The 12,114-nt window shown below is 61.9% G+C and carries 11 protein-coding genes; all 11 read right to left on the bottom strand.

Annotated features, from left to right (window positions below):
- Positions 1-162 precede the first annotated feature (162 nt).
- The 11 genes from AC2YI2_RS10685 to AC2YI2_RS10635 all read right to left on the bottom strand — a co-directional run bounded on the left by AC2YI2_RS10685 (position 163) and on the right by AC2YI2_RS10635 (position 12,097).
- Complete coding sequence (locus AC2YI2_RS10685; RefSeq protein WP_487386457.1) at positions 163-816, bottom strand: protein-L-isoaspartate(D-aspartate) O-methyltransferase; 654 nt, start codon at positions 814-816, stop codon at positions 163-165.
- Between the two features lie 8 nt (positions 817-824).
- A complete protein-coding gene (gene surE / locus AC2YI2_RS10680; RefSeq protein ID WP_487386456.1) occupies positions 825-1,589 on the bottom strand; it encodes a 5'/3'-nucleotidase SurE in 765 nt (254 codons plus the stop codon).
- Positions 1,590-1,592: 3 nt separating this feature from the next.
- Positions 1,593-2,876 carry a serine--tRNA ligase gene (gene serS / locus AC2YI2_RS10675; protein ID WP_487386455.1) on the bottom strand — a complete coding sequence of 428 codons (1,284 nt, stop codon included), beginning with the start codon at positions 2,874-2,876 and terminating at the stop codon, positions 1,593-1,595.
- A 113-nt stretch (positions 2,877-2,989) separates the two neighbouring features.
- On the bottom strand, positions 2,990-3,787 hold the full coding sequence (tatC, locus tag AC2YI2_RS10670) for a twin-arginine translocase subunit TatC (RefSeq protein ID WP_487386454.1): 798 nt from the start codon (positions 3,785-3,787) through the stop codon (positions 2,990-2,992).
- On the bottom strand, positions 3,784-4,542 hold the full coding sequence (gene tatB, locus AC2YI2_RS10665) for a Sec-independent protein translocase protein TatB (protein ID WP_487386453.1): 759 nt from the start codon (positions 4,540-4,542) through the stop codon (positions 3,784-3,786). The genes tatC and tatB overlap by 4 nt, the downstream gene beginning before the upstream one ends.
- A gap of 65 nt (positions 4,543-4,607) precedes the next feature.
- Positions 4,608-4,802 (bottom strand): twin-arginine translocase TatA/TatE family subunit, encoded by a 195-nt coding sequence (locus AC2YI2_RS10660; RefSeq protein WP_487386452.1) that lies wholly within the window; start codon positions 4,800-4,802, stop codon positions 4,608-4,610.
- Between the two features lie 35 nt (positions 4,803-4,837).
- Positions 4,838-5,932: an ABC transporter ATP-binding protein gene (locus AC2YI2_RS10655; RefSeq protein WP_487386844.1), complete on the bottom strand. Its 1,095-nt coding sequence runs from the start codon at positions 5,930-5,932 to the stop codon at positions 4,838-4,840.
- A gap of 57 nt (positions 5,933-5,989) precedes the next feature.
- Positions 5,990-6,694 carry an SMC-Scp complex subunit ScpB gene (gene scpB / locus AC2YI2_RS10650; protein ID WP_487386451.1) on the bottom strand — a complete coding sequence of 235 codons (705 nt, stop codon included), beginning with the start codon at positions 6,692-6,694 and terminating at the stop codon, positions 5,990-5,992.
- Positions 6,687-7,544: a segregation and condensation protein A gene (locus AC2YI2_RS10645; RefSeq protein WP_487386450.1), complete on the bottom strand. Its 858-nt coding sequence runs from the start codon at positions 7,542-7,544 to the stop codon at positions 6,687-6,689. Before AC2YI2_RS10645 ends, scpB begins: the two co-directional genes overlap by 8 nt.
- A gap of 12 nt (positions 7,545-7,556) precedes the next feature.
- Complete coding sequence (gene nagZ / locus AC2YI2_RS10640) at positions 7,557-8,576, bottom strand: beta-N-acetylhexosaminidase (protein WP_487386449.1); 1,020 nt, start codon at positions 8,574-8,576, stop codon at positions 7,557-7,559.
- Positions 8,577-8,695: 119 nt separating this feature from the next.
- Complete coding sequence (locus AC2YI2_RS10635; protein ID WP_487386448.1) at positions 8,696-12,097, bottom strand: SPOR domain-containing protein; 3,402 nt, start codon at positions 12,095-12,097, stop codon at positions 8,696-8,698.
- Positions 12,098-12,114: the final 17 nt, after the last annotated feature.

Below are 12,114 nucleotides of genomic sequence, written 5' to 3'. Positions count from 1 at the left end.
GAATTACTGAGGCACGCATGACTTGAACCCACGCTACGCATTTACTTGTATTGATTAAAGCGCGTTATCGTTACCCGGCGGTTAACAGGGCGCGATCCGTTCAAGAAAAATATTGGAATATGATAACCTTAACGGGAATTTACCTTTCCCGGCGCCGACAGCTCAGAGATATTGGGCCACACGCTGGACGACAGGCTGGTAGGGCGTGTCGAACAGTTCGGTGTGCTCGAAGCGGCTGCCAGTCTTCACCAGCCTGATCATGCGCACCGCTCCATTCTCCTGAAGGACAGGCGCGACCATCATCCCACCGGAGACCAGTTGTTCGGCGTAGATGCGTGGCAAGTTAGGGAATGCGGCGGTTACGACGATCCGGTCGAAGGTGCCCTCCCCCTGCAGACCCGATGATCCGTCCGCCTGCCGAACGACGACGTTGCGGAGCGAGAGCCTGTCCATGCGCTCCTGCGCGAGTGCTACCAGGGTCTTGTAGCGATCGACGGTCAGAATGCGCTCAGCGAGGCGCGCCATGACCGCTGCGGTAAAGCCACTGCCGGTGCCGATCTCCAGGACGCGATGGCTGGGCTTGAGTTTCAGGGAGTCGATGAGTTCGGCTGCTAGGTCGACGCCCTCCATGAAGGCGCCGCATTCGATCGGGATCGTTCGGCTCGACCAGGCCGCTGATGCGTGCTCTGCCGGCGTGAAAAGATGCCGCGGCGTCTGTTCGATGGCATTGAGCAGGTCGGTCGCCGTGATACCCCTGCCCCGAAGCCGGAGGCAGAGTGCAGCGAAACCTTCCTTGCCGTGCATCGATTGCGGCATCGCTTCTCCTAGGACACCACCGCCTGCTGGATCCGGTCGAGCAGGCCGTAGTCAGTCAGGTCGAGTTTGAGCGGCGTCACGGAAATCTTTCGCTCGCGAAGAGCGTGGATATCGGTGCCTTCGCGGAAGTCGCCCTTCCGTGCGTCGAATTTCAGCCAGTAATAGGGATAACCGCGACCGTCGGAGCGCTTCTCGATATTGATCCCGAAGTCGAGCTTACCCTGGGCTGTCACCGCAATCCCCTGCACTTCCTCGGGACGGCAATTCGGGAAGTTGAGGTTCATGAAAGTCCAGTCGGGCATTTCGACGTCGATCAGCTTCTTGAGAAGATCCGGCGCATAATTCTCGACGATTTCCCACGGGACCTGCCGTTCGCCATCGAGATAGTTCGCGGCCTGCGAGATTGCGAAGGATTTTATGCCCTGAAGCGTGCCCTCGATGGCGCCGGCGATGGTGCCGGAATAGGTCACGTCATCGGCCATGTTGGCGCCGTTGTTGACGCCGGACAGAACGAGGTCCGGCCTCTTGCCATCAAGCACTTCCTTGACGCCCATGATGACACAATCCGTCGGCGTGCCGCGCAACGCGAAGTGCTTCTCGGACACCTTGCGCAGACGCAGCGGTTCGGAAAGTGTCAGCGAATGGGCAAGCCCGCTCTGATCGGTCTCCGGTGCCACTATCCAGACATCGTCGGAGAGCGTGCGGGCGATCCGTTCGAGGACCGCCAGCCCTTCGGCGTAAATGCCGTCGTCATTGGTGAGAAGGATGCGCACGTATCAGGCCGCTTTCTCGATCTTCTTGAGACCGCCCATATATGGCAGAAGCGCATCCGGAATTGTGACGGAGCCGTCTTCGTTGAGATAGTTTTCCACAACCGCGATCAGCGCGCGGCCGACGGCTACGCCCGAACCATTGAGCGTGTGGACGAACTTCGTCGAGCGATCCGCCTTGTCGCGGTAGCGCGCATTCATGCGGCGGCCCTGGAAATCGCCGCAGACCGAGCAGGAAGAGATTTCGCGGTAGGCATCCTGGCCCGGCAGCCAGACCTCGATGTCATAGGTCTTCTGCGAGGCGAAGCCCATGTCGCCGGTGCACAGCGTCATGGTGCGGAAGTGCAGGCCGAGCTTCTTCAGCACATTTTCGGCGCATTCGGTCATGCGCTCATGCTCTTGCTTCGAGCTCTCGGCATCGGTGATGGAAACAAGTTCAACCTTGTTGAACTGGTGCTGGCGCAGCATGCCGCGTGTGTCGCGGCCGGCAGAGCCTGCCTCCGAACGGAAGCACGGCGTCAGCGCCGTGAAGCGCAACGGCAACTGATCGTATTCGAGGATTTCCTCGCGCACGAGGTTCGTCAGCGGCACTTCGGCTGTCGGGATCAGCCAGCGGCCATCCGTGGTCTTGAATAGATCCTCGGCGAACTTCGGAAGGCTTCCTGTGCCGAACACTGCATCGTCGCGCACCATCAGTGGCGGCTGAACCTCGAGATAGCCGTGCTCCTGTGTGTGTGTGTCGAGCATGAACTGGCCGAGCGCGCGCTCGAGCCGCGCCAACTGGCCCTTGAGGATCGTGAAGCGTGAACCGGCGATCTTGGCGGCACCCTCGAAGTCCATGCAGCCGAGCGCTTCGCCGATCTCGAAATGTTCAAGCGGCTTGTGGTTCCAGCCGGGCTTCTGGCCCGAACGGCGCTTCTCGATATTGTCGTGCTCGTCCTTGCCGTTGGGCACGTCTTCGGCAGGGATGTTCGGAATGCGCGACAGCGCGTCGGTGAGTTCAGTGCTGAGGCGACGCTCTTCCTCTTCGGCAGCCGGTAGCGAGGTCTTGATCTCGGCGACCTCCGCCTTCAGCTTCTCGGCGAGTTCCGAGTTCTTTTGGCCCATGGCAATGCCGATCTCCTTGGAGGCGGCATTGCGGCGCGACTGCATCTCCTGCGCCCTTTGGACGATGGCGCGGCGCCTTTCGTCGAGAGCGATCAGGGCACTGGCCTGCGGCTCGGCGCCGCGGCGCTTGAGGGCAGCATCGAGCGCTGCCGGATTGTCACGAATCCATTTGATATCGAGCATGGTTTCACCATGAGTTTGAACGCAAAGCGCGGGAATTCACGATTCCCGATATGCTGAGGGTTTTGGCCCGTCAGGCCGCGAAATACAAGGCACGATTTGGGGAGAGCGCCGCCTCAGGAGGCGGCCTTTTCTTCGACCTCAGGGCGAGATCGGCCCTTTTCGATCATCCGGCCCGCAATGATCGCGACCTCGTAGAGCAGAATGGTCGGGATCGCTAGACCGATCTGGGAGATCGGGTCGGGCGGCGTCAGCACCGCGGCGACCACAAAGGCGATGACCCAGGCATATTTGCGCTTCTCGGCCAGGGTCGTGGAACTCAATATATCGACGCGGATCAGCAGCGAGGTGATGACCGGAAGCTGGAAGACAAGCCCGAACGACAGGATCAATGTCATGATCAGGCTGAGATACTCCGAGACCTTTGGCAGGAGCTGGATGGACACCTGGCCCTCCGCCGGCAACTGCTGCATGCCGAGGAAGAACCACATCACCATCGGCGTGAAGAAGAAATAGACCATGGCTGCACCGAGCAGGAAAAGCAGCGGCGAGGCCACAAGGAACGGCAGGAAGGCGGCACGCTCGTTCTTGTAGAGACCGGGCGCCACGAACTTGTAGATCTGCGTCGCAATCACCGGGAAGGCGATGACCATGGCCCCGAACATCGCCACCTTGATCTGGGTGAAGAAGAATTCCTGCGGCGCCGTATAGATGAGCTCGGTGCTCTTCACGTCCAGACCCGCCCAGATCACGCCCGTCCGGTAGGGGATGACCAGCATATTGAACAGTTGCTTGGCGAAGAAGAAGCAGACCAGGAAGGCGCCGAAGAAGGCGACAATCGCCCAGATGAGTCGCGTGCGCAACTCGATCAGGTGCTCCATCAGCGGCTGCGGCTTGTCTTCGATATCGCTCATGCGTCACCCGCTCTTGCAGCAGTCTTCTTCTTCGGAGCGGGCTTTGCCTTGACCGGCTCGGCCTTTGCGACCGGTTCGGTCGCCACCACGGCTGGCGTCTTCTTCGCCGTACGGGCAACAGGCTTCTTCTCCGCCGCCACAACATGGACGTCATGCTCGACATGCGGCTCGGGAGCCTTGCGCTTGACGACCTTCTGGGCCGGCGGCGGATAGTCGTCGGCAGTTTCGGTGGACTTCTTCCTGGACGCTGATTTCGCAGCCGGTTTCGCCACCACGACAGGCTCGCTCGCCACCGCGGCAGGCGTCACAGTGGCAGCAGCGGTCATCATCGGCTTGGCAGGTGTGGTCGTCGCCGGAGCGGGTTCTGCCTTGAGCGGCTCGGGATCGACTATGGGATCAGAGGCGAGTTCGGCGACTGGCGTGCCCTCATCAACCTTGGGCTTGACCGAAACATCGCTCGCCTTCTGGAGATCCGACTTGATGTCCTGTCCGAGCTGACGGATCGGATTGATCGCGTCGCGCAACGAGTTTGCCGGATTGTATTTGTTGACTTCGCTCAACCCCTTTCGGACGTCGTCGAGCTCCGCTTCGCGCATCGCCTCGTCGAACTGGCCGCGGAATTCGTTGGCCATGGTACGCACGCGGGCCATCATCTTGCCGAATGTACGCATCATTCCCGGCAGGTCTTTAGGCCCCACCACGACAATCAGAATGATCGCGATGACGAGGAGCTCGCTCCAGCCGACTTCAAGCATGTCGAATATCCCGGGGAAGACGGCGCGGCATATCCCGCCCCGCCCGATGCCAGATCGTTGTTAGTTCACTTGGTGACTTCGTCAGCCTTGTGGTCGACAGACTTGGAGGCATCGGCAGTCTCGTCTTCCGCCATGCCCTTCTTGAAGCTCTTGATGCCCTTGGCAAAGTCGCCCATCAGCTCCGGAATCTTGCCGCGTCCGAAGAAAAGAAGCACGACCACCAGAACGATAAGCCAATGCCAGACGCTGAAGCTACCCATATTCGCTACTCCCAGATAACGGTGTTTGGACTGATTTAGTCACTAATGATGGCTTTTTCAAACACCAAAGTGTCACGTTCGTTAACGGACAGAGCCACGTCGCGCAAGCCTTGGGGTATGCCATCCGCCCGAATCCGTGCTCGAACAGGCTCTTCGCAGCCGGCTACGGCGAAAGTGAAGAGGTCGACAACACCGAGAAAGCGGCGCGAAATAGTTCTTGCGGGCACGCCAGACCCATCGGTTTCGACCCGAACGCCCTGAAGACGGATCGCCACATCGACCGATTGTCCGTCCGAAATGCCGTTTGCCGGAAAGCGACCGAGCGGCGTCTCGACCATGCCACCGTGAGCAACGCCCTCGAAGAGGTTGACCTCCGAGAAGAAAGATGTGGCGAAAATGTCGACCGGCCGGCGGTAAAGATCATCGGAAGACCCGACCTGAACTAGCTTCCCGTCACGTAGGAGCGCGATGCGGTCGGACATGCGCATCGCTTCCTCGGCATCGTGGGTGACAACGATCGCGGTGGCCCGCGCCTCGCGCAGGATCGCGAGCGTATCCGCCCGCACCGAATCCTTGAGACGGGAGTCGAGGCCCGAAAACGGCTCGTCCATGAGGATCACCGTCGGCCGGGGCGCAAGAGCGCGCGCCAGCGCTACACGCTGCTGCTCGCCGCCGGAGAGAACATGCGGATATTTGTCGGCATAATGCGTGAGCCCGACGCGGCCGAGGGCATGCATGGCTTCACTGCGCGCTGCGCTGTTTTCCATGGCAGTCAGGCCAAAACGCACATTGTCGAGGATGGTCATGTGCGGAAAGAGCGCGAAGTCCTGAAACATCAGGCCGATACCGCGTTTCTCGGGTGGCAGGAAGGCAGTGGGGCCTGCAATCTCCCGATCGTTGAGCAGGATGCGGCCGGAACTCTGGGCCTCGATGCCGGCGGCAATTCGCAATAATGTGGTCTTGCCGGAGCCCGATGGCCCGAGCAGGCACAGCACCTCACCCGGCTCGACGGTCAGCGACAGGCCGGAAATCGTCTGCTTGCCATGATAGCTGTGGGTGATGTTTTCGAAACTCAGCCGGGCGGCGAACGTCACCCCTGCGGTGGTCCGAGTGTTTCTCAAGGCCGGAATGACGAGGTCCTTCGCTGATGGTTCGACAGGCGGATGGCCTCCGCGCCAAAGTCGAGCTTATTCCTCCTCTTCACCGCCCGGTGTCAAGAGGCCCAGTTCTTCCAGGTCGAGTTGCGTGATCGGATCCTCGTCCGCGCCGAGGTCCTCGTCGCGCGGGATCGGCACGGAGAGATTGGCGGGAATGCGGCCCGACAGCATGCCGGCGGCCTTGAGTTCCTCGATACCCGGCAGATCCCGGATTTCTTCGAGGCCAAAATGATCGAGAAAGTCTCGTGTCGTGCCAAAGGTGACGGGTCTTCCCGGGGTGCGGCGGCGGCCCCGGAAACGCACCCAGCCCGCCTCCATCAGCACGTCGAGCGTACCCTTCGACGTCTGCACCCCTCGGATGTCTTCGATTTCGGCGCGAGTCACCGGCTGGTGGTAGGCGATGATCGCGAGAACTTCGAGCGCTGCGCGGGAAAGCTTACGAACTTCGTGCTCGTCGCTGCGCAGCGCGAAGGAGAGGTCGGAGGACGTGCGGAACGCCCATTGCCCATCGATTGCGACAAGATTGACGCCCCTGCCCGCGTAGAAAGCCTGGAGTGCCCGGAGGATGGCCTCGACATCCGTACCGCCGGGCAGTCGCTCCGTCAGAAAGTTGACCGATACAGGGGTGGCCGACGCGAAGATCAATGCCTCCGCGGTCCGCGCTTCGTCGGTGACGATGAGATCGGCGAGCGACGGACCTTCATAATTGTCGTTGCCAGCGCCCGGCTCAATCATGGCCGGCCTCCATGGCCTCGATATCGGCGTCGGTGACCGGATTGGCGCCGGTGCGCATGTAAATGGCGCCGAATGCACCGTCCTGCCGCACCTCGATGCGCCCTTCGCGGACGAGCTCCAGTGTCGCGGCAAACGAGCTGGCGATGACCGTGGTGCGCTCCTCGGGATCAGCGAGGTAGCGGATCAGGAAGCGATCGAGCGCCGTCCATTGCTCAAGCTCGCCGATCAGGCGCGCGAGCATCAGCCGCGCCTCCGCGAGCGACCACACGCGGCGCCTGGCAATGGTGACATTGGTCACGGCATTGCGCTGGCGGAGCGAAGCATAGGCGGAGAGCAGGTCATAGAGGTTGGCGTCGAAAGCGGACCGGCGCTCCTCGATGATCACCTCGGGTGCGCCGCGGGGAAAGAAATCGCGGCCGAGCCTGTCTCGATTAACCAGCCTGCCAGCGGCATCGCGGATGGCTTCGAGGCGGCGAAGGCGAAAGGCAAGCGTCGCGGCCAGTTCCTCGCCCGAGGGGCCGTCATCCTTGGCGGGCTGCGGGATCAGCAGGCGGGATTTGAGGTAGGCGAGCCAGGCCGCCATGACCAGATAATCGGCAGCGAGTTCCAAGCGAACACGACGCGCTGTGTCGATGAATTGGAGATACTGCTCGGCGAGTGCCAGGACCGAAATGCGGGTGAGGTCAACCTTCTGGTTGCGCGCGAGAAAGAGCAGCAGGTCAAGCGGACCTTCGAAACCGGCAACATCGATGACGAGGGCCGCTTCGTCACGGGGCTCACGGCGCTCCGCGTCCCCCCAGAGTTTTTCCAGCGGGATGACTTTTGGCGGATTTGCGTCCTGATCGGCCACCCGCCTCTCCCTTTACACCGCCGGAAGCAGCGTGTTGAATTCGGCGCGGATCGCCGCCTCCTCGGAACCGTCGCTCTTGCCAAAGGCAGCCTCCACGCGCCGGGCGCGCTCGCGCGATTTGCCTTCCAACGGCCTCACGGCCTCGATCACCTGCAGCATCTCGTCCATCACGCCGTTGCAGTGGAGGACGATGTCGCAACCATTCTCCGCAATCGCCTTGGCGCGCTCGCCGAGCGTGCCCTTGAGCGCGTTCATCGAGGAATCGTCGGACATCAGCAGGCCGTCGAAGCCGATATAGCCACGGATGATCTCTTCGATCACCTTACGCGACGTGGTTGCGGGCGCATAGGGATCGATCGCGGAGTAGACGACATGGGCGCTCATGCCCATCAGTTCGTCCTTGAGCGCCTTGAAGGGTGCGAAATCATGCGCCTTGAGCTCGTCGACGGAGACATTGACCACCGGCAGTTCGTGATGCGAGTCCGCCATGCCGCGGCCATGGCCCGGTATGTGCTTCATCACGGGCAGGACACCGCCGGCCTTGAGGCCCTCGGCAGCCGACCGGCCCATTTCCGTGACGATGACCGGGTTCTTGCCATAGGCGCGGCTGCCGATGACGTCACTCGCACCCTCGATCGGCACGTCCAGCACCGGCAGGCAATCGACGTCGATGCCGAATTTCAGCAGATCGAAGGCATGCAGTCGTGACATCAGCCAGGCAGCGCGCAGTCCCTTATCGCGATCCTGCCTGTAGATGGCACCGAGATCCGAGCCCGAAGGATAGCGCGGGCAGATCGGCTCGCGGATGCGCTGGACGCGGCCGCCTTCCTGGTCGATCAGAACGGGCGCATGGCGGTCACCGTGTACGGTATCGCGCAGGCTCGCTACGAGATCGGCGATCTGACCTGCCTCGCCGATATTGCGGCCGAACAGTATGAAGCCCCAGGGCTGGACATCGCGATAGAGCGCGCGCTCCTCAACCGTGAGTTCGAGGCCGCCAACGCCGAGAATAACTGCTTTCGATTCGCTCATGTTTTTGATTCGCTGTTTGGCCGATCATAGTAAGGGGATGTCAAAAGGCGATGGTGGCAAGCCAGCCGCCAACAGAAAAGGCGGGCAAAGCGCCCGCCTTGTCTTGGAAATCACGTGGATTACTTGGAGACCAGGCAGCTACCGCCGGCCTTCTTGTATTGCGAGCAAAGCGCCTGGGCTTCCTGCTTAGAACCGGCCGGAATGCGGACGCGATAGTAGGTGCCCTTGTTCTTGATCTGCGCCTTGCGGATATCGACACCGCGGCCGCCGATAATTCCGGCGAACTTCGAGGAGAGACGCGAGTAGGAGGTCTGCGCTTCGGCCTCCGAGGGCAGCGATGCGATCTGGATCACATAGGACCCAGTCGCCACGGTCGGCTGCGTCGTCGTATCGGCAAGCGCCACTTCCTGCGGCTTCGCGTCAGCGTCCGAGCGGACCGTGCCTTGGTCGGTGACGGTGCCGACGACGGTCACCGGCTGGTCGACGGGGCGAACCTCGGGAACAGGCGTGATCTTGGTGGTCTTCACCTTGCGCACCGGTGCGTCCTCGACCTCGACGGCCGGAACCTCGGCCTCGGCAACCTTCGCCACTGCTGCCTGATCGATCACCGCCTGCTGGGCATCGACATCGATGGAACGTTCGACCGGCTTGACGTCCGTTTCGACAGGCTTGGTTTCGGTTGCCACGTCGGCCGGCTTCTCTTCGACGGCAACTTCAGTCGGCTTCACCTCGGTGGTGACTTCAGGCGTCAGGGCCGTATCGGCGGGCTTTTCGACGATAGCAGGTTGCTCGGCGACAACAGGGGTCTCCGCGACAGCGGGCTTCTCATCCTCGATCTTCACCGGCTGGACGGGTTCGACCGCTGCCACTTCAGTTTCGGTCTTGGCCGTCGGCTTGATGTCCTCGATCTTGACGCTCTTAGCCTTGATCGTCTCAATCGGCGTGACGGCCGTCTCATCATTCGGCGCGAGCCGTTCGGGCACATTCTCGATCGCCTTGGCGATATCGTCGCCTTGGCTGTCATTGGCCGTGGCGGCGTCCTGCGCCGCCTTCTGGGCGATCTTCATCAGCTCGGCATCATTGGCCGCCTGCTGCTTGAGATCCTCCTCCGTGACCTCGCGCTCGACCAGCGAGCCATCGGGGCGCACGACCATGGTCTTGACCTTGCGCGGCGAGACGCCGCTCACGACCTTGTTGGTCGTGGTCACGCGATCTTTCTCCTCCTCGTCAGGGAGCAGTCGCGGATCGATGGTGTCACCGGTCGGCGTGGCCAGCGCCATGGAATCATCATCCATCGGTAGGGTTTCTGGCATCAGCGTGCGTTGCACGACATCAACCGGCTCCTCGTTTGAGGTCACCAGGTTTTCCTGCTTGGCCTCATCCGTCTTGGTGCCCGACACGCGGTCATAGACCGCCTTGTTCTGGTTCGGAACCTGCTTGCCGCCCGGATTCTCCGGAACAACCTTGACCGGATCGGTATCGGCGAGAATGACCTTGGGCTCGGTGGAAGCCAGGATCTTGGTGTCGCCGGACATAAAGGCATAGACGCCGGCGCCGCCGAAAAGCACAATGGCTACGGCAGCGCTCGCGAGCAGCCACAGGCCGCGTCGGCTGCGGCCCTGCGCGGGCGCAGCATAGACTGGCGCCAGTGCCACGCGGTCAGGATGGGAATTCGCGCGATTCTCGGCAAAGGACCGGCGGAAATCCTCTTCCAGCGCGCGCTCGAACTCGTCGAGATCGAGCGAAGCCTGCTGGTTGCGGGTCGGGGCACCGGCGACATTGATCGGCGCCTCGCCAGACAGGCCGGACCGTGCCGTCGTGGTGGATTGCGCCGTTGCGGTCACGAAGAGTTGCGCCATCTCGGCATCGAGGTCGATGTCATATTCCGGATGCGGCGCGGGCTTCTCTTCCTCATGGACCGCCGGAACGTCGGGCACGTCCATCTCGGCGATCGCTTCAAAAGTCTCTTCCTCCTGCCCGATCTGCGAGGGATCGAACGGCAGCGACGAATAGTCAGTGTCGGCGGCCCTTGGTGCGACCGGCCGGAAGGCGGGCTCGTCCAGCACCAGCGGCTCGTCGACCAGTTCCGACAGAAGCTCCGGGCTCGCGTCGATCTTGCCTTCATCAAGGTCGGAAAGGTCGAGCTCGATGTCGCCGAGATCGATATCGAAATTGCCATCCTCGAAGATGGTCTCGGCCTCGCTCTCGACAGGAGCCTGGGCAACGGGAGCAGCCTCTAGCGGTGGAGCCACGGTCTCAGCAGTGTAAGGCACGAAATCCTGCACGACCGGAGGCGCGGCTTTCGCAATCTCCTCGACGGCAATCGGCTTGGACTGCACACCCCAGCGGCCGGAATTATCAGCAACCGGATATCGCTCGACCTCGGCCAAGAGCGCATCCAGACCGTAGTCCTGGGCCGACCCAGCAGGTGTGGCGGGCGGGGCTACAACGGGAGCAACGACCGGCTGCACCGGGGGCGCTGCCTGCAAATGCTGTACTGGAGCTTCCGCCATCGGAATGAAGTCGGCGAAATCCTGGCTCACCAGTTCCTCGGCGACCGGCTCGACGAAATCCTCGATCGAGGGTTCGACAAATTCTGCCTGTGCAGGCGCCTGTTGGTGGGCATATTGCTGCACGGGTTCATCGGCCTGCGCCTGCTGAGCCGGCGGTGTGGCAACATCACTAGTGAGGTCGTTATCTACGTCCGTCTGGGCGTCCGACCAATGAGTCTCTTCGGCAGGCTGCCATGCCTGCGGCTGCACAGCTTCGACGGCGTGGAAGACAGGCTCTTCCTTCGGAAGCTCTACCGGAACATCTGAAACGGTCTCGGCAACCGCCTCTTCCGGATCAGACGAATGTGCGTTGGAAATGGCGTCGTCGAGGTCATCACCGCGGAACGATGCATAGATATCCCGGCCGTGCTCCCGCGCGATCGGTGCCGCGGTCATCGACCGCACATCGGGAACGTCATGCAGTTCGACCGGCACAGCAGCGGCTTGCGGCGGATCCTGGTGGATCACCTCGGCCTCAACAGCGTGGTCTTCGGTACGGCTGACATGGCGGGCATCGAAGGCCGCGAATTCGCGCAGAATCTCGTCTTCGAGATCGAAGACCGGATGCGAAGCGGGCCGCTCGTAGATGCGCCCCTCGGACCCGTCCGTGAAGGTTTCGACCGCTTCGAGGATCACCGGCTGGCGTACAGGCTCCGACTCTGCCTCGGGCTGGATTTCGGGCGCAGCGAGCTCTATCTCGACCGCAGGAACCGCTTCGAGCACTGGTTCGGCGATTGGTTCGAAAGCGGGCACCGCTTCCGTGGCCGCGGGCTGCGCGTAGATTTCGAGTTCCTTGAGGAGCTCGTCTTCGAGATCGAAAGCCGGTTCGCGACGGTGCGCTGGCGCAGACGCCTTGGCAGCAGGTGCCGGATCATAACCTACGATACGCGCGAGCTCCGCCAGCGGGTCGTCCTCGGCAAGAAAGTCCTCGTCCGAAGTCCGCTTCAACAACAGCTTATTGTCTGCCATTACCACCACTCGATATA

The organism is Rhizobium sp. SRI_017 (genome assembly GCF_057586295.1).
The sequence above is the reverse complement of the archived record's forward strand: the minus strand, read 5'-3'. Positions and strand labels throughout refer to the sequence as shown.

What these genes read in the sequence shown, in the direction of transcription:
- AC2YI2_RS10660 (WP_487386452.1), bottom strand. Translation starts at nt 4,802, where the DNA reads ATGGGTAGCTTCAGCGTCTGGCATTGGCTTATCGTTCTGGTGGTCGTG.
- AC2YI2_RS10635 (WP_487386448.1), bottom strand. Translation starts at nt 12,097, where the DNA reads ATGGCAGACAATAAGCTGTTGTTGAAGCGGACTTCGGACGAGGACTTT.
- tatC (WP_487386454.1), bottom strand. Translation starts at nt 3,787, where the DNA reads ATGAGCGATATCGAAGACAAGCCGCAGCCGCTGATGGAGCACCTGATC.
- scpB (WP_487386451.1), bottom strand. Translation starts at nt 6,694, where the DNA reads ATGATTGAGCCGGGCGCTGGCAACGACAATTATGAAGGTCCGTCGCTC.
- nagZ (WP_487386449.1), bottom strand. Translation starts at nt 8,576, where the DNA reads ATGAGCGAATCGAAAGCAGTTATTCTCGGCGTTGGCGGCCTCGAACTC.
- tatB (WP_487386453.1), bottom strand. Translation starts at nt 4,542, where the DNA reads ATGCTTGAAGTCGGCTGGAGCGAGCTCCTCGTCATCGCGATCATTCTG.
- AC2YI2_RS10685 (WP_487386457.1), bottom strand. Translation starts at nt 816, where the DNA reads ATGCCGCAATCGATGCACGGCAAGGAAGGTTTCGCTGCACTCTGCCTC.
- serS (WP_487386455.1), bottom strand. Translation starts at nt 2,876, where the DNA reads ATGCTCGATATCAAATGGATTCGTGACAATCCGGCAGCGCTCGATGCT.